This window comes from Mesoflavibacter zeaxanthinifaciens DSM 18436 (assembly GCF_000422365.1).
Taxonomy (GTDB): domain Bacteria; phylum Bacteroidota; class Bacteroidia; order Flavobacteriales; family Flavobacteriaceae; genus Mesoflavibacter; species Mesoflavibacter zeaxanthinifaciens.
In genome coordinates, this window is record NZ_AULQ01000005.1 from 41127 (window position 1) to 59163 (window position 18037).

13 protein-coding genes are annotated in these 18037 nt (G+C 34.1%); 1 reads left to right on the plus strand and 12 read right to left on the minus strand.

Going from position 1 to position 18037, the window contains the following annotated elements; genetic code table 11:
• Positions 1-9 precede the first annotated feature (9 nt).
• The 9 genes from ruvB to H574_RS0104735 form a co-directional block, all read right to left on the minus strand.
• On the minus strand, positions 10-1032 hold the full coding sequence (gene ruvB / locus H574_RS0104695) for a Holliday junction branch migration DNA helicase RuvB (RefSeq protein ID WP_027879454.1): 1023 nt from the start codon (positions 1030-1032) through the stop codon (positions 10-12).
• 67 nt (positions 1033-1099) lie between these two features.
• Positions 1100-2890, minus strand: coding sequence for a cytochrome c oxidase subunit I (locus tag H574_RS0104700; protein WP_027879455.1), 1791 nt, complete (start codon positions 2888-2890; stop codon positions 1100-1102).
• A 45-nt stretch (positions 2891-2935) separates the two neighbouring features.
• Positions 2936-4009, minus strand: coding sequence for a cytochrome c oxidase subunit II (locus tag H574_RS0104705; RefSeq protein ID WP_027879456.1), 1074 nt, complete (start codon positions 4007-4009; stop codon positions 2936-2938).
• Positions 4010-4039: 30 nt separating this feature from the next.
• Positions 4040-5440: a hypothetical protein gene (locus tag H574_RS0104710; RefSeq protein WP_027879457.1), complete on the minus strand. Its 1401-nt coding sequence runs from the start codon at positions 5438-5440 to the stop codon at positions 4040-4042.
• A 26-nt stretch (positions 5441-5466) separates the two neighbouring features.
• Positions 5467-6024, minus strand: a complete 558-nt coding sequence (locus H574_RS0104715) for a c-type cytochrome (RefSeq protein ID WP_027879458.1) — start codon at positions 6022-6024, stop codon at positions 5467-5469.
• A gap of 9 nt (positions 6025-6033) precedes the next feature.
• Complete coding sequence (locus H574_RS0104720; RefSeq protein WP_027879459.1) at positions 6034-6564, minus strand: DUF3341 domain-containing protein; 531 nt, start codon at positions 6562-6564, stop codon at positions 6034-6036.
• A gap of 9 nt (positions 6565-6573) precedes the next feature.
• Positions 6574-8325, minus strand: a complete 1752-nt coding sequence (gene nrfD / locus H574_RS13960) for an NrfD/PsrC family molybdoenzyme membrane anchor subunit (RefSeq protein WP_081653176.1) — start codon at positions 8323-8325, stop codon at positions 6574-6576.
• Between the two features lie 29 nt (positions 8326-8354).
• Positions 8355-11459, minus strand: a complete 3105-nt coding sequence (locus H574_RS0104730) for a TAT-variant-translocated molybdopterin oxidoreductase (protein ID WP_027879460.1) — start codon at positions 11457-11459, stop codon at positions 8355-8357.
• 32 nt (positions 11460-11491) lie between these two features.
• Positions 11492-12787 carry a c-type cytochrome gene (locus H574_RS0104735; RefSeq protein WP_027879461.1) on the minus strand — a complete coding sequence of 432 codons (1296 nt, stop codon included), beginning with the start codon at positions 12785-12787 and terminating at the stop codon, positions 11492-11494.
• Positions 12788-13000: 213 nt separating this feature from the next.
• Between H574_RS0104735 and H574_RS0104745 the strand changes: the two genes are divergently transcribed.
• Complete coding sequence (locus tag H574_RS0104745) at positions 13001-13399, plus strand: SPOR domain-containing protein (protein WP_027879462.1); 399 nt, start codon at positions 13001-13003, stop codon at positions 13397-13399.
• Between the two features lie 75 nt (positions 13400-13474).
• Here H574_RS0104745 and infB read toward each other — a convergent pair whose 3' ends face one another.
• From infB to rimP, 3 genes are read right to left on the minus strand one after another with little or no spacing between them, the layout of a single operon-like run.
• On the minus strand, positions 13475-16261 hold the full coding sequence (infB, locus tag H574_RS0104750; RefSeq protein ID WP_027879463.1) for a translation initiation factor IF-2: 2787 nt from the start codon (positions 16259-16261) through the stop codon (positions 13475-13477).
• Between the two features lie 36 nt (positions 16262-16297).
• Positions 16298-17530 (minus strand): transcription termination factor NusA, encoded by a 1233-nt coding sequence (nusA, locus tag H574_RS0104755; protein WP_027879464.1) that lies wholly within the window; start codon positions 17528-17530, stop codon positions 16298-16300.
• 15 nt (positions 17531-17545) lie between these two features.
• On the minus strand, positions 17546-18007 hold the full coding sequence (gene rimP, locus H574_RS0104760) for a ribosome assembly cofactor RimP (protein WP_027879465.1): 462 nt from the start codon (positions 18005-18007) through the stop codon (positions 17546-17548).
• Between the last annotated feature and the right edge of the window lie 30 nt (positions 18008-18037).

An 18037-nucleotide genomic window follows, 5' to 3' on the forward strand; every position in this document is an offset into this window, starting at 1 on the left:
ATTCTTTTCTTAAAACAAACCACCTTGTGTTGGTCCTTTTATTTTTCCAAGATGCTTGTAGGCTAGTTCGGTTACTTCTCTTCCTCGTGGCGTACGAATGATAAAACCTTGCTGAATTAAGAATGGCTCATAAACTTCTTCAATAGTTTCTGAACTTTCACTAACTGCAGTAGCAATGGTTGTTATACCGACTGGTCCACCTTTAAACTTATCGATGATAGTAGAAAGGATTCGGTTATCCATTTCATCTAAACCATAAGCATCTACATTTAGTGCTTCTAAAGCATATTTAGCTATTTTGATATCTATAGATCCATTACCTTTTATTTGAGCAAAGTCTCTAACACGACGCAATAATGCATTAGCAATTCTTGGTGTACCACGACTACGACCTGCAACTTCTATTGCAGCTTCCATAGAAATTGGTACATTTAAAATGTCTGCACTACGTTGTATGATTGTTGTTAATAATTCGGTGCTATAATATTGTAATCTACTTTGAATACCAAAACGAGCGCGCATAGGTGCTGTAAGCAATCCTGAACGCGTTGTAGCGCCAACTAAAGTAAACGGATTTAGATTGATTTGAACGGTTCTTGCATTTGGTCCAGACTCAATCATAATATCAATTTTATAGTCTTCCATAGCAGAATATAAATACTCTTCTACGATTGGACTTAAACGATGAATTTCATCTATAAAAAGAACGTCTCTTTCATCTAAGTTAGTAAGAAGTCCTGCAAGATCACCTGGTTTATCTAAAACTGGTCCAGAAGTCACTTTAATACCAACATTAAGCTCATTAGCTAAGATATTGGCTAATGTCGTTTTACCTAAACCTGGTGGACCATGAAAAAGCGTATGGTCTAATGCTTCTGACCTTTTATTGGCTGCTTGTACAAATATTTGGAGGTTTTCTAATACCTGATCTTGACCTGTAAAATCGCTAAAATTTAGAGGTCTTAAAGTTTTTTCGATATCAAATTCTTCAGGAGAAAAATTATCGTTTGTTGGATCTAGGTTTTCATTCATACAAAAGCAAATATAAAGAAAAAGCCTTTCTGTTTAGAAAGGCTTTTTAAATATTTTAGAGTGATGATTAGTGTTGTAACTCTTCTTCTCCTTCTTTTAAAGGTACATCTTGAGGAACAAAGTCGTCATCATGTCCTGGTTTACTATAATCGTAAGCCCATCTGTGTACAGTTGGGATTGCTCCTGGCCAGTTACCGTGTATATGCTCTACTGGAGTAGTCCATTCTAAAGTGTTAGACTTCCATGGGTTTTGTTCTGCTTTCTTTCCGTAGAAAATACTAGAGAAGAAGTTATAGAAAAATACGATTTGGAAAGCTCCACCTACTAAAGCAAATACAGTAATAACAACGTTCACATTTGATAAATCATCAAATAATGGGAATGCACTGTTTGTATAATAACGTCTTGGTAATCCTGCCATACCAATAAAGTGCATTGGGAAGAATACACCATAAGCACAAACTGCAGTGATCCAGAAGTGAACGTAACCTAAGTTTTTGTTCATCATTCTACCAAACATTTTAGGGAACCAGTGATAAACACCTGCAAAGAAACCATAAAGTGCAGAAATACCCATTACTAAGTGGAAGTGAGCTACTACAAAATATGTATCGTGGACGTTAATATCTAATGCGCTATCTCCTAAAATAATTCCTGTTAAACCACCTGTAATAAAGGTAGAAACTAAACCTATAGAGAATAACATTGCTGGATTAAGCTGTAAGTTACCTTTCCACAATGTGGTAATATAGTTAAATGCTTTTACAGCAGAAGGAATTGCAATTAATAATGTTGTAAAAGTAAATACTGAACCTAAGAATGGATTCATACCTGATACAAACATATGGTGACCCCATACAATTGTTGATAAAAATGCAATTGCTAAAACTGAAGCAATCATAGCACGATATCCAAATATAGGTTTACGTGAGTTGGTTGCAATAATTTCTGAGGTAATACCTAATGCTGGTAATAATACGATATAAACTTCTGGGTGACCTAAGAACCAAAATAAATGTTCAAATAATACAGGAGATCCTCCTTGGTAATGTAAAACTTCACCTTGAATAAATATATCTGATAAGAAGAATGATGTTCCAAAACTTCTATCCATTATTAATAATAAAGCTGCAGATAATAATACAGGGAAAGAAACAATACCAATAATTGCAGTTACGAAGAATGTCCAAATTGTTAAAGGTAATCTAGTCATAGACATACCTTTTGTTCTAAGGTTTAATACTGTAACAACGTAGTTTAATGATCCTAAAGCAGAAGAAGCAATAAAAATAGCCATAGAGGTTAACCATAATGTCATACCAAGACCAGATCCACCTTGAGCCATAGGTAAAGCACTTAATGGAGGATAAATAGTCCAACCTGCTGCTGCTGGTCCAGCTTCAACAAAAAATGAAGCAACCATTATTACACAAGACACAAAGAATAACCAATAAGATACCATGTTTAAGAAACCTGAAGCCATATCTCTTGCTCCAATTTGTAATGGTATTAATAAGTTACTAAAAGTACCACTTAAACCTGCAGTTAATACAAAAAATACCATGATGGTACCATGAATTGTTACTAAAGCTAAGTAAATATCTGCGCTCATTACACCGTCTGGAGCCCATTTACCTAAAAAGGTTTGAAGGAAAGCGTTTGGTTCTCCAGGCCATGCTATTTGCATACGCATCATTAAAGACATTACAACTCCAATAATTCCCATTATAAGCCCAGTAATTAAATACTGCTTGGCAATCATTTTATGGTCTTGACTAAATATATATTTAGTTATAAATGTTTCTTTATGGTGATGACCATGATCGTCATGTGCATGTGCTTCTACGTGTGCTGACATAATCTAATAATCTTTTCTTTAATTAAAATTTTTCTTTTTCTAGAATTACAAATTTAATGAATTTTTGAACTGCTTTTGTTCTTTCATCCAAGCATCGAACTCTTCTTGAGTTTCTACAATAATTTTCATTTGCATGTTGTAGTGAGATGTACCACAAATTTTGTTACATAAAAGTAAGTAATCAAACTCGTAAGGTTCTAAAGCTTCTTCACCATTAGCAATAAGTTCTTTACTATTTTCAGTTCTTATCTTATTAATGTTTGCAACTTTATCTTTAATTTCAGGTACTTCTCTCATTTCAGCAGTAGTTTTTGTTGGAGTAAAACTAAACTGAGTAATCATACCAGGAACACAGTTCATTTGTGCTCTAAAGTGAGGCATATAAGCTGAGTGAAGTACGTCTTGAGAGCGCATTTTAAATAATACTGGTTTACCTACAGGTAAGTGTAATTCTGTTACAATAACATCATCTTGGGCATTAGGATCAGATTCATCAACACCTAAGATATTAGCTTTATCTAAATCAATCAATCTTACGTTAGCTTTACCTAATGCGTTATCTGCTCCAGCATATCTTGCTTTCCAGTTAAATTGTTGTGCATAAAGCTCTACAACCATAGGATCTGCTTCTTCATCAACATTCATGATGCTAGTCCAAGTAAATAAACCTTGAATGATTAAACCTGCTAAAACTATAACCGGAATGATTGTCCATATAGCTTCTAATTTGTTGTTATCTGCAAAGAATAAAGCTTTTCTTCCTTTTTGACCTCTGTATTTAAAAGCAAAGTAGTGTAGTAAGAATTGTGTAACTGTTTGAACAAAGAAGATAACAAGTAAAGAGATTATCATTAATCTATCAACACTTGGTCCATGCTCTGATGCAGAATTAGAAAGTAACGGTAAATCACCATATTTTGCGATGCAAACAATAGTTATTGCATAAATGAAGATTAAAAAACCTATCATTAAGTAACCGTTTACTTTGTTGTCATTATCATTAGCAATTTGGTTGTTCTCTGTAGATTTACCCGTTTGAGTCAAATCAAAGATTTTAACCATTTGCCAAATGGCAACGAAAATAAATATTAAAACTAAAATTGATATTAAAGCCGTCATTGTTGTCGTTCTTCTTTATTTGTTTTTTTATTAATAATGGAAATGTTCACTTTCTTTTACAAAAGGATTTCCTTTTGCTGTTAAAGGTGCTTTTGATATTGCATAGAATACTAACAATAAGAATAATCCAGCAAATAATAATATTGAACCTATTTCTGGTACACCAATAAACCATCTATCTCCTACTGTTGCAGGCATAATCATATTAAATATATCAAGATAGTGACCTGCTAATATTACTACTCCTGCCATTACTACAAACCAAGGAATACGTTTGTAATCACTGTTCATTAATAATAATAGTGGGAAAATAAAATTCATTGCTACCATACCAAAGAATGGTAATTTATAATCTTCTATTCTAGTTACAAAGTATGTTACCTCTTCTGGAATGTTTGAGTACCAGATTAACATAAATTGAGAGAACCATAAATAAGTCCAGAAAATACTTATACCGAACATGAATTTTGCTAAATCATGAATGTGACTATCATTTACTTGTGGTAATAAACCTTTAGATTTTAAGTAAATTGTAATTAATGCTATTACAGTAATACCACTTACAAACATGCTTGCAAATACATACCATCCAAATAATGTAGAGAACCAATGAGGATCAACACTCATAATCCAGTCCCAAGACATCATAGATTCAGTATAAATAAAGAATACTAAAAATCCAGCTGCAATACGGAATGATTTTTTGAAATTAGAGTTATCTCCAGCTGCTGCTTCATCTTGAGCTAAAGAGAATTTACGAGCAAAGAATCGGTATATACTCCAACCTGCTATAAAAATAATACCTCTAATTAAGAATCCTGTAGAATTAAGCCAACCAGATTTTCCTGCTACTAATTTGTCAAAGTGTTCGCTTTCTGGATTAACCATGTCTGGATTCATCCAAACAAAAATATGATCTCCTGCCATCATTGCAATAGCTAGAACAATTATTGCACCAGGTAAAAGGTAATACGTAATACCTTCCATTACTCTAAATAATAAAGGAGACCAACCTGCTTGTGCTGCAAATTGAATTGCATAAAATGCTAATACACCTAATGCTATCATCATAAAGAAAAATGCAGCCACATATAATGCTGACCATGGTCTGTTATGTATCTGATGTTGAACATGTTTTGCATGCTCGTCACCGTGATGAGCATCTGTACTTAAGTGATGTCCAGCATCTTCTAGTGCTCCATGCGAGTTTGTATCATGTGCATTGTCTGAATGGTCATTACCTCCTTTAACAACATGCTCTTCTGTTTGATGAGAGTCGCCATGACCTCCATGACTTGCTTCTGCCGCTAACATTTCTTTTACTTGGTCTAATGTTTTATGAGAACTCATAAAACCATAGGTTACCCCTAAAAGTCCTAAAACAATTAAGATACCAGCAAAAATCTTTAGTCTATTTGAAAACGTGTACATATCTTTATATAAACTTTATCTAAATCTTATTTTTCTAAATTTGCTTTTAAGCTTAATACATAAGCTACAACTTGCCAACGCTCTTCTTCATTTAGTTGATTAGCATAGCTACCCATTGCATTCTTACCATAATAGATAACATGGTAAATACTACCTTCATTTATCGCTCTACCTGCATCTGCATAACTAGGAACTCCAAGTATTTTTTCTCTCTTTACTAATTGTCCTTGTCCTGCACCTTTATTACCGTGACAAATACCACAATAAATATTGTAAAGTTCTTTACCTCTATTTAAATCAACTTGAGTAGAATCTAATGGACTTGTTAATTCAGCTTTAGCTAAATTGTATCCATCAGTGTCTCCTGCATAATCAAAAGGCATATATCCTCTTGAGATTGTTCCTTCAACAGGCAATTGTGCTTCTACACCATTTGCAAAAGCATCAGATTCTTGATAAGCCTCATAAGCAACAGATTCGTACATGTTTGGCATGTATTCGTAATTAGGTCTTGTCTTTTTATTACAAGACGTAAACGATACTGTAATTAAGGCTACTATTGTTATTTTAATTAAATGTTTCATTGTATCTAATTAATGAGCTTTATCAACTACGTTAATTTCTACTGCACCAGTTTCTACTAACAAGTTATGTAATTCGTTTTCGTTTCCACTAACAGGTATTTCCATTAAGAAATGGTCATCTGTAGTTCTAGGATCTGGATTTTCAGCTTTTTTGAAAGGCCACATTCTACTTCTTAAATAGAATGTAATTACCATTAAGTGAGCTGCAAAAAATACAGTAAGCTCAAACATAATTGGTACAAATGCTGGCATGTTTTCTAAGTAGCTAAAACTTGGCTTACCTCCAATGTCTTGAGGCCAGTCTTCAATCATGATAAAATTCATCATTAAAACTGCAACTGTTAAACCTACACAACCGTATAAAAAAGCTGTTATTGCTATACGTGTTGGTGCTAATCCCATTGCCTTATCTAGTCCGTGTACTGGAAAAGGTGTGTAAATTTCTTCTATATGATGTTTTGCAGCTTTAACTTTTTTTACTGCGTTCATTAAAACATCATCGTCGTTATAAATAGCGTGAATTACTTTTGAAGCTTCCATATGCTACTTTTAGTTTATTAAATTTTTAGCTTGTCCTGACCAATCATCACGTTCTGCTCTTCCTGGGAAAGAACCTGTAATTTCATCTAACAAGTCGTATTCTTTCTTTGTCATCTTACTTACTTGAAGGTAAGTATAAATACCTATACTGTTAAGTACTTCTTCCATTTTAGGGCCAATACCATTGATTTTCTTTAAATCATCAGCAGTTTGTGTTGCTGGGTCAAAGGTTCCTATTCCTGAAAGTAAATTACTTACTTTTTCAGTGTTTTCAGGTTTTGGTAATGCTTCTGTTGTTGGAGCTGCCTCTACTTTAGGTGCTTCTACTTTATTATAAACAGAAGTTCTTTTGTCTGCGCCTGTTCCTACTAAACTCTCACCTCTTTCTCTTATGTTTTTATAGCGTTGTCCTGAAGATTTCAAGATTGTTTTAACCTCTGCTTGTGCTATTACAGGGAACGTACGAGAGTATAATAAGAATAATACAAAGAAGAATCCTATTGTACCTACAAAAATACCTATATCTACAAAAGTTGGAGAGAACATTGTCCATGAAGACGGTAAGTAATCACGGTGTAATGATGTAACAATAATTACAAAACGCTCAAACCACATACCTATGTTTACAACAATAGAAATAAAGAATGAGAACATAATACTTGTACGTAACTTTTTAAACCACATAAACTGTGGAGAGAATACGTTACAAGACATCATCATCCAATATGCCCAAGCGTAAGGGCCAGTTGCCCTGTTTAAGAATGCATATTGTTCAAATTCTACTCCAGAGTACCAAGCTACGAAAAGCTCAGTAATATATGCCACACCTACAATAGAACCAGTAATCATGATTACGATGTTCATTAACTCGATGTGTTGTACTGTAATATAATCTTCCATATTACACACTTTTCTCATAATGATAAGAAGTGTATTTACCATTGCGAAACCAGAAAAAATTGCTCCAGCAACGAAGTATGGTGGGAAGATTGTTGTATGCCATCCTGGTATAACAGACGTTGCAAAGTCAAACGATACAATTGTGTGTACCGAAAGTACTAATGGTGTTGCTAAACCTGCAAGTACTAAAGATACTTCTTCAAAACGTTGCCAGTCTTTTGCACGACCTGTCCAACCAAAACTTAATAAACTATATATTTTCTTTTGAAATGGCTTAATTGCTCTATCACGTAACATTGCAAAGTCTGGTAGTAATCCAGTCCACCAGAATACTAATGATACTGACAAATACGTAGAAATTGCAAATACATCCCAAAGTAATGGCGAGTTAAAGTTAACCCATAACGATCCAAATTGGTTTGGAATTGGTAATACCCAATATGCTAACCATGGACGACCCATGTGAATAATCGGGAATAAACCAGCTTGAACTACAGAGAAAATTGTCATTGCTTCTGCAGAACGGTTAATTGCCATTCTCCATTTTTGACGGAATAATAAAAGTACTGCTGAAATCAGAGTTCCTGCGTGACCAATACCAACCCACCAAACGAAGTTAGTAATATCCCAAGCCCAGTTTACTGTTCTGTTTAATCCCCAAGTACCAATTCCTGTTGATACGGTATAAATAATACAACCTATTCCCCAAAGAAAAGCAACAAGAGCAATTGAAAAAACAATCCACCATTGTTTATTTGCTTTACCTTCTACAGGAGCAGCGATATCTACTGTTACATCGTGATACGATTTCTCGCCGGTAACTAGAGGTCTTCTAATAGGTGCTTCGTAATGAGACGCCATAATCCTTATATAAGTGTTTCTTAGTTAATTTATGATTCTGTAGTATTTCTTACTTTAGTATGGTACATCACATTTGGTTTTGTACCTACATGCTCTAGTAAGTGATACATTCTATTATCTTCTGTAAGTTTTGCAACTTTACTTTCTTTATCATTGATATCTCCAAAAATCATTGCTCCACTACTACAAGCTGCAGAACATGCTGTTTGGAACTCTCCATCTTTAATCTCACGTCCGTCACGTTTAGCATCAAGAATGGTTTTTTGTGTCATTTGAATACACATAGAACATTTTTCCATTACACCACGAGAACGTACTGTTACGTCTGGATTAACAACCATACGACCTAAATCATTATTCATGTGATAATCAAACTCATCGTTTCCATTGTATAAGAACCAGTTAAAACGACGTACTTTATATGGACAGTTGTTAGCACAGTATCTTGTACCTACACAACGGTTATATGCCATATGGTTTTGACCTTGTCTACCATGAGCTGTTGCTGCAACTGGACAAACAGTTTCGCAAGGTGCATGATTACAATGTTGACACATTATTGGTTGAAAAGCCACTTGAGGATTATCCGCTGGATGTTCTAATTCTCCAAACCCACCTAATGATCCGTTATCTCCGAATAGTCCAGAGAAACCTTCTTTCTTTTCATCATCAGCTTCAAAAGTTTCTTCAGAAGAATAGTATCTATCAATACGTAACCAATGCATATCACGACTACGTCTTATCTCTTCTTTTCCTACTACAGGAACGTTGTTTTCAGCATGACATGCAATAACACATGCTCCACATCCTGTACAAGCGTTTAAGTCTATAGATAAATTAAAGTGGTGACCTATTGATCTATCAAATTCATCCCATAAATCTACTTCTGGTGAAGTTACCGGAGTTTCTTCATGGTTTAATGATACTTCAGGAATTGGGTTCCAATAATGTTTATCTTTAGTATTAAATATTTCTAAAGTTGTTTCTCTAACAATATCACCACGACCCATTAAGGTGTTTTGTAATTGTACGCAAGCAAACTCATGCATTCCAGTAGCTTTTTCTACTGATACAGATTGAACATTGTTAAAGTCTTTGTATAAAGGATAAGCGTTTACACCTGTTTGCATTTCTTCTTTTAAACCAGCTGTACGACCGTATCCAAAAGATAAACCAACAGATCCTTTTGCTTGTCCAGGTTGAATAATTACAGGAACTGTAACACTTACACCATTGGCTTTTACAGTAGCATAACTACCATTTAAAGCACCTGTAGCTTCATGTTCATTTACTAATCCCCAAGCTTCAGCATCTGATTTTGATACTGTTAAATAATTATCCCAAGATGTTCTAGATATTGGATCTGGAAACTCTTGTAACCATGGATTATTAGCTTGTTGTCCATCTCCCATACCTGTTTTAGTGTAAAGCACTAATTCAGTACCGTTAGATTTAGCTGAAGATGCTAAAGCTCTTGCAGCATTACTTGCAGGTATTTCATCTTGCTCAACTTCTTCAGTTTCTGCAACTTCAGCTGAGTTAATTGAACCTACAAATATTCCATCGTGTAATGCTTTGTTGAATGAACTTCCATTAAGTACACCTGCATTCCACGTAGTTTTGATATATTCATTTAAAGAAGAATCGTTACCGTTCCACTTTAATAATGCTTCTTGAAATTGTCTTGTATCAAATAAAGGACGAATTGTTGGTTGCATTAAACCATAGTGTCCTTTTTTAAATTCTACATCTCCCCAAGATTCTAAGTAATGTGGTGCTGCAGCAAGATATTCTGAAACAGATGCAGTTTCATCTTCTTTCATTGTAAAGTAAATTGAAAGATCTGTTTTCTTAATTGCTTCAGCAAAATCTTTAGCGTTAGGTAAAGTATACATTGGGTTTACACCACTCATAATTACCGCTCCAACTTTACCAGCTTTCATATCTGATATTAAAATTTGAACAGCTTTTGCATTACCTTGACGTGTTTTTATAGGTGTTTTAGCATCAAATGCTTTACTATTTAAAGCTTCGTTAATTTCTAAAACAACTGTTTGAGCGTTTACATCTTGAATACCTGAAACTAATACACCGTTGCTTCCTGCTCTTTTTAATTCTGAAGCTACTTTTTGAACAGCTTCTTTTACATTTGCTGGTAGTGCATTAGCATTTACAGATCCACCTACAATTAAACTATGTAATTGCGCTAACACTAATTTTTGGTTAGTTGGTGTAACAGGTACACGCTTGTCTGCGTTTGCACCAGACAAAGACATGTTAGATTCAAATTGGATATGACGAGACATCTTACCGTCTTTTGGTATACGTCCTTGCGCATAACCTGCATCAAATCCTCCACCTTGCCAATCTCCTAAGAAATCTGCACCAACAGAAACTATGGTCATTGCTTTAGAAAAATCATAATTAGCTAAACCACGCTCTCCGTATTTAGCTTGGAAAGCATCTAAAGCAGCAGATTCTGAAACAGCATCATAAACCACATGGTTTACATTACCATAAGCTTCAGTAAATTCAGCTACTAATTTGTTGGTTGATGGACTAGAGTATGTTTGAGTCAACAAAGCAATTTGCTTTCCTGACGCTTTAATTTCATTTAATTTTTTTGAGGTTTCAGCATCAAAATCAGACCAAGAGATATTATTACCTCCTTTTTTTGGTCCTTGAAGTCTTAAGCTATCATACAAATCTAAAACTGAAGCATTCACTCTTGCATTAGCACTACCGTGTGTTGGTGCTAAAGTGTTATTTTCAATTTTAATTGGACGACCTTCACGAGTTTTTACTAAAACACTAGCATAATCAAAACCATTTGCAATTACAGTAGCATAATAGTTAGCTACACCAGGAACGATTCTTTCTGGCTGAACTACGTAAGGAATTGATTTTACAACTGGTCCTTCGCAAGCCGCTAAAGAAGCAGCAGCTGTACTAAAACCAACATACTTTAAGAAATCACGACGTGTTGTTGAAGAACTCTCTAACTTATCTTTATCTCCTAAAAACTCGTCAGTTGGAATTTCTTGAACAAATTCGTTTTGTTTTAGCGTCTCAACAATAGAGCTATTCTCATTTAGCTCCTCAACACTTTTCCAGTATTTCTTGTTTGATGACATATTATATAATTGAATTTATTTCTTATTAATAATTAATAGTGACATTTACCACATTCTAATCCACCCATTTGAGCAGCAGTAAGGTTTTCTACACCATACTTTTTAGATAATTGCTCGTGGATTTTTGTGTAATAAGCGTTGTCTTTAACTTTTACATTGGTCTCTCTATGACAGTTAATACACCATCCCATTGTTAATGGTGCATGCTGACTCATAATTTCCATTTCTTCAACAGGACCATGACATGTTTGACACTCTACACCTGCAACAGTTACGTGTTGCGAGTGGTTAAAGTATGCAAAATCTGGCAAGTTGTGTATTCTTATCCATTTAACCGGAGAAGTTTCGCCAGTGTATTTTTGTTCAGCATCATCCCAACCCACAGCAGCATAAAGCTTTTTTATTTCTGCGTTGTAATCAACTCCATATTCAGCTAAACCTTCTTGTTGGGTCTCTGGTGCCACTTCGTATATTGATTTATGACAATTCATACAAACGTTTAACGAAGGAATACCAGAATGCTTACTAACTCTTGCTGAAGAGTGACAATATTTACAATCTATACCATTTTCTCCAGCGTGAATACGGTGAGAATAGTGAATTGGCTGTACTGGCTCGTAACCTTGATTAACGCCAACTTGCATAAAGTAACCGTAAACAAAATATGCCGAAGCTAACAGCAACACAATTACACTTACCAATACTAAAAATTGATTTTGAATAAATGCTTTCCAAATCGGTGTGCGTTTTGTAGATTCTAGCTCAACTCCTTTTGCTTCAGCAAAGCGACGTAATGTTTTGTTTACTAAAAATAATGCGATTGCTAATAAAGCAAACAACAAACCTAAAGCACCTAAAATAATATCGTTTGAAATACCACCTTCTACTTGAGCTGTTCCTGTTTCTGCTCCAGGAGTTGGCGCTGGTGGCGGAGCTGCTTCTGTAGCAGTGTATGCTAAGATATTATCTATATCTGCATTAGATAATTGAGGAAATGGAGTCATTGCTGCACCACCATACTCTTCATAGATTTTATTAGCATAAGCATCTCCAGACTTAATCATTGATGGACTATTCTTAATCCAAGTGTATAACCACTCTCTATCTAAGCCTTCTTCTTCAGAAAGACGCTGCTCTACATTACGTAGCGCCGGACCGGTCATTTTCTTATCAAGCTTATGACAAGCCGCACAATTAGCATTAAACAATGATTTTCCTGCTACAGGATCGCCATCTTGAGCGAAAAGCGAGGTAGAAAAAGTTAGTAAAAAAATTAAGCTTAAACGAAGGGAATTAATGCCTAACTTACGGTGAATCACCTGTTTCATATTATATATTGAATTTACTTCTTGACTTTGGTATGATTTTTTCATCTATATTTTACAAACACAGTTATAAAATGCGCTATGCAAAAGTAATATTTAAAGTCGATTTTAGAAATGTTAGCGAACTGTTAATTGGTAATTTAGAGTAATTCTAAATAATAAATTAACTAATAAATAAGTTTATAAAATTTACATTTGCATTAAACAAAGATAAAAATGAATAAAATTAATACCTTAAAAACCTTATTGTTAACAACTGCTATTATTCTATTTAGTAATGAAATATTTGCTCAAAATGGAAACATTACCGTTAATGAAGACGATAAATTGACTAAAGTTATAGAGATTAAAAAAGATCTAAATAAGGAGAATACAGATTTTAATAAATATAAAATTCAGATTTTCTCAGGCTCATTAGCAGCAGCTGAAAAAGAGAAATCGAAATTCATAAATTCTTATGAAAAATGGTCTTGTGAGTTAGTTTATGAAACGCCAAATTACAAGGTATGGATAGGTCGTTTTAGAAGCAGATTAGAGGCTGATAGAGCGCTTATTGAGATTCAAAAAAAATTCCCTTCAGCATTCATTTTTAAACCTAAAAAAGACAAAGATTAAGGCTGTTTTTTATCTAAAATAAAAAAGCGATTCTAAAGATATTAGAATCGCTTTTTTTTATGATTTAAGTTAAAATTACTTTAACTTCTTTTTTACTTCTACTTCATGGAATGCTTCTATAACATCTCCAATTTGAATGTCGTTATAGTTTTTAATCTGAAGTCCACAATCGTATCCTTTAGACACTTCTTTAACATCATCTTTAAAGCGTTTTAGAGAAGCTAATTCGCCTGTATGAACCACAACTCCATCTCTAATAATTCTAACCTGAGATGATCTTAAGATTTTACCATTAGTTACCATACATCCTGCAATTGTACCAACTTTAGACACTTTAAACAGTTCTCTAATTTCTACAGTACCTGTAACTTCTTCTTTAACTTCTGGAGATAACATACCTTCCATAGCGTCTTTAAGATCGTTAATAGCGTCATAGATGATAGAGTATGTTCTGATATCTACTTCTTCTTGATCTGCAATTGTTCTTGCATTACCAACTGGACGAACATTAAATCCGATAATGATGGCATCTGAAGCTGATGCTAATAACACATCACTTTCTGTAATTGCACCGACACCTTTGTGTAAGATTTTAACTTGAATTTCTTCAGTTGAAAGCTTTTGGAATGAGTCTGTTAATGCTTCTACAGAACCATCCACATCTCCTTTAAGAATGATATTTAACTCTTTAAATGTTCCTAAGGCAATACGACGACCAATTTCATCTAATGTTAATGTCTTAGTTGTTCTTACATCTTGCTCACGTTGTAATTGCATACGCTTGTTTGCAATTTGTTTAGCTTCACGTTCGTCTTCAAAGACATTAAACTTATCACCTGCTTGTGGTGCGCCATCTAATCCTAAGATTGATACTGGTGTTGATGGCCCAGCAACTTCTACATCATGACCTCTTTCGTCATGCATTGCTTTAATCTTACCACTATGTTTACCAGCTAATACGTAATCTCCAATTCTTAATGTACCTGCTTGTACTAAAACGGTTGCGACATAACCACGTCCTTTATCTAAGAACGCTTCTACAATTGTACCAACTGCAGGTTTATTTGGATTTGCTTTAAGCTCTAATAATTCTGCTTCAAGCAATACTTTTTCTAATAAATCTTTTACTCCTGTTCCTACTTTTGCAGAGATATCGTGAGACTGAATTTTTCCTCCCCAATCTTCTACAAGTAAGTTCATGTTTGCTAAACCTTCTTTAATCTTATCTGGATTAGCTGTAGGTTTATCTATTTTGTTAATTGCGAAAACAATTGGCACTCCTGCAGCTTGTGCGTGAGCAATAGCTTCTTTTGTTTGAGGCATAATATCGTCATCAGCAGCTGCTACAATTATTGCAATATCTGTAACTTGTGCACCACGAGCACGCATTGCTGTAAAGGCTTCGTGACCTGGTGTATCTAAAAACGCAATTTTTTGTCCGTTTTCAAGTTCTACACTATATGCTCCAATGTGCTGAGTAATTCCTCCTGATTCTCCTGCTATTACATTTTCTTTACGAATATAATCTAATAAAGATGTTTTACCGTGATCTACGTGACCCATAACAGTTACGATTGGTGCACGAGATTTTAAATCTTCCGGTTTATCTTCTACTTCTTCAATAGACTCTTCTATATCTGCAGTTACAAACTCTACTTCATAACCAAATTCTTCTGCTACAATAGTTAATGTTTCTGCGTCTAAACGCTGATTCATTGTTACCATCATACCAAGAGACATACATGCTGATATAATAGATGTTACAGGTACATCCATCATTGTTGCAACTTCGCTTGCTGTAACAAACTCTGTTACTTTAAGAATTTTACTATCTGCTTGTTCTGCTTGTAAGTCTTTTTCGGTTTTTTCTCTGTGCTGCTCTCTTTTTTCTCTTCTATATTTAGCACCTTTACCCTTGTTAGACTTTCCTTGAAGTTTTTCTAAGGTTTCGCGGATTTGCTTTTGTACTTCTTCTTCGCTTGGTTCTTCTTTTACAGGAGCGCTTTTACGTCCTTTTTTACCTTTAAACCTGCTGTCTTTTTTATTATTGTTATTATTTCTGTTATTACCAGAGTTATTGTTATCTCCTGGTTTAGAAATACGTCTTCTTTTCTTTTTGTTTGAAGAATCGTTAGATTTTTTATCGTCTTTCTTTTTCTTAGGCTTATTAAATTGAGAAAGATCTATTTTATCTCCAGCTATTTTTGGACCAGAAAGCTTTTTATATTGGGTCTTTATGGTTTCTTCTGCTGGTTCTGATTTTACTTCTTCAGCTTTTGGCTCTTCAGTTTTTGGCTGTTCTTTTTTAGGCTCTTGTTTATTTTCAGCTTCAACTTTAGACTTTTCTATTTTAGGAGCAGCAACATCTTCCTTTTTAGAAACTTCTTTTGAGACTTTTTCTTCTTTTGGCTTAGGCGCTTCTTTAGCTTTTTCTGCGGTTGGCTTTTCTTCTTTTTTAGCCTTTTTACCTTGGTCTAAGTCGATTTTACCGACAGTTTTAGGACCAGAAAGTGTTTTTGAAGCCTTAACAACTTCTTGCTCTTTTTTAAGAGCTTCTTCTTTTGCTGCTTTTGCTGCTTTTTCAGCCTCTTCTGCTTTCTGCTTTGCCTCTAATTCTTTTTCGCGCTTTAGCCTAAGTTCTTCTTTTTCTTTATTCTTTTCTTCATTTACTTTTTGAGACTTGATTTTTTTATTTGCATCAGTCTCAAATTCATCAGAAAGAATATTGTAAGTGTCTTGCGAAATTTTTGTAGTAGGACGCTTCTCTATTTCGATACCTTTAGAATCCAAGAATTCTACAGCACGATCTAAAGAGATGTTAAGCTCGCGTAATACTTTATTTAATCTAATTGTTTCAGCCATAAATTGCCTTTAACCTTGTTTTTTTTCAAATATATGTTAATCTTCGAATTCTTCCTTAAGAATTCTGATAACATCTAAAATTGTTTCTTCTTCTAGGTCTGTTCTTTTTATTAAATCTTCTACGTCTTGTTCTAGTACACTTTTTGCTGTATCCAGACCTACTTTAGAGAATTCTTCTATGATCCACTCTTCGATTTCGTCCGAGAATTCTCTTAATTCTACATCTTCTTCTGCACCTTCACGTAACACATCAATTTCATATCCTGTTAATTGACCTGCTAGACGTATATTGTGTCCACCTCTACCGATTGCTTTACTTACTTCTTCTGGTTTTAAGATGGCTTCTGCTCTTTTATTTTCTTCATCTATTTTTATAGATGTTACTCTTGCTGGGCTTAATGCACGCGTAATATACAACTGTAAATTGTTTGTATAGTTAATTACGTCTATATTTTCGTTTCCTAACTCGCGTACAATTCCGTGAATACGAGATCCTTTCATACCAACACAAGCCCCAACAGGATCTATTCTATCATCATAAGAATCTACAGCTACTTTTGCTTTTTCACCTGGTATTCTGACTACGTTTTTAATTGTAATTAATCCGTCAAATACTTCAGGGATTTCTGATTCAAATAATTTTTCTAAGAACTTTGGCGATGTTCTTGACATGATAATTGCAGGCTTGTTCCCTTTTAACTCTACACTATCAATAATACCTCTTACATTATCTCCTTTTCTGAAGAAATCTGATGGTATTTGTCTGTCTTTTGGAAGGATAATTTCATTTCCCTCATCGTCTAATAAAATTACAGCTCTGTGACGTATGTGGTGCACTTCTGCTGTATATAAATCGCCTTCTAATTCTTTAAATTGCTTATAGAGGTTTGTATTATCGTGCTCGTGAATTTTTGAAATTAAGTTTTGGCGTAATGCTAAAATTGCACGACGACCAAGATCTATTAATTTTACTTCTTCAGATACATCTTCACCTACTTCAAAATCAGGTTCTATTTTACGAGCTTCGGATAATGAAATTTCTTGATTTGGTTCTTCTACTTCTCCATCTGCAACAACTATTCTATTTCTCCAAATTTCTAAATCTCCTTTATCTGGGTTTATAATTATATCAAAATTATCGTCATCTCCAAATTTCTTCTTTAATGCATTTCTAAATACATCTTCTAAAATAGCCATTAGTGTAACACGATCTATTAACTTATCGTCTTTGAATTCTGAGAAAGATTCAATTAATGCTATATTCTCCATAACTCTATTACTGAATTAAAATTTTATAATCACTTTAGCCTCTAAAACGTCTTTAAAAGCAATATTTTCTTTTTTTTGAACTGTTACTTTGCCTTTACCAACTGGTTTAGGCTCTCTCGCTTTCCACTCTAAAGTTATTCCGTCTTCTGATACAGATGTTAACTTTCCTTCAAACTTACCGTTTTCGGTCTTAACTTCAAGTGTTCTTCCTTCATGTTTAGCAAATTGTCTTGGTAATTTAAACGGTGCTGCTGCGCCTGCTGACATTACATCTAAAGAAAAGTCATATTCTTCTCGATCTATATTATGCTCTATTGCACGACTAATATAAATGCAATCCTCTACAGTAACGCCTTTATCTCCATCTATTATAATTTTAATAGCGTTATCATTAGACATTTTAAAATCTATCAAAAATAAATCTTGACGTTCTTCTAATGCTTTGTTTAATAAATTCTTGACTATATCTGTAAACATGTGTAAGTATAAAAAGAGGGGACATTTCCG

What these genes read in the sequence shown, in the direction of transcription:
- ruvB (WP_027879454.1), bottom strand. Translation starts at nt 1,032, where the DNA reads ATGAATGAAAACCTAGATCCAACAAACGATAATTTTTCTCCTGAAGAA.
- H574_RS0104700 (WP_027879455.1), bottom strand. Translation starts at nt 2,890, where the DNA reads ATGTCAGCACACGTAGAAGCACATGCACATGACGATCATGGTCATCAC.
- H574_RS0104705 (WP_027879456.1), bottom strand. Translation starts at nt 4,009, where the DNA reads ATGACGGCTTTAATATCAATTTTAGTTTTAATATTTATTTTCGTTGCC.
- H574_RS0104710 (WP_027879457.1), bottom strand. Translation starts at nt 5,440, where the DNA reads ATGTACACGTTTTCAAATAGACTAAAGATTTTTGCTGGTATCTTAATT.
- H574_RS0104715 (WP_027879458.1), bottom strand. Translation starts at nt 6,024, where the DNA reads ATGAAACATTTAATTAAAATAACAATAGTAGCCTTAATTACAGTATCG.
- H574_RS0104720 (WP_027879459.1), bottom strand. Translation starts at nt 6,564, where the DNA reads ATGGAAGCTTCAAAAGTAATTCACGCTATTTATAACGACGATGATGTT.
- nrfD (WP_081653176.1), bottom strand. Translation starts at nt 8,325, where the DNA reads ATGGCGTCTCATTACGAAGCACCTATTAGAAGACCTCTAGTTACCGGC.
- H574_RS0104730 (WP_027879460.1), bottom strand. Translation starts at nt 11,459, where the DNA reads ATGTCATCAAACAAGAAATACTGGAAAAGTGTTGAGGAGCTAAATGAG.
- H574_RS0104735 (WP_027879461.1), bottom strand. Translation starts at nt 12,787, where the DNA reads ATGAAACAGGTGATTCACCGTAAGTTAGGCATTAATTCCCTTCGTTTA.
- H574_RS0104745 (WP_027879462.1), top strand. Translation starts at nt 13,001, where the DNA reads ATGAATAAAATTAATACCTTAAAAACCTTATTGTTAACAACTGCTATT.
- infB (WP_027879463.1), bottom strand. Translation starts at nt 16,261, where the DNA reads ATGGCTGAAACAATTAGATTAAATAAAGTATTACGCGAGCTTAACATC.
- nusA (WP_027879464.1), bottom strand. Translation starts at nt 17,530, where the DNA reads ATGGAGAATATAGCATTAATTGAATCTTTCTCAGAATTCAAAGACGAT.
- rimP (WP_027879465.1), bottom strand. Translation starts at nt 18,007, where the DNA reads ATGTTTACAGATATAGTCAAGAATTTATTAAACAAAGCATTAGAAGAA.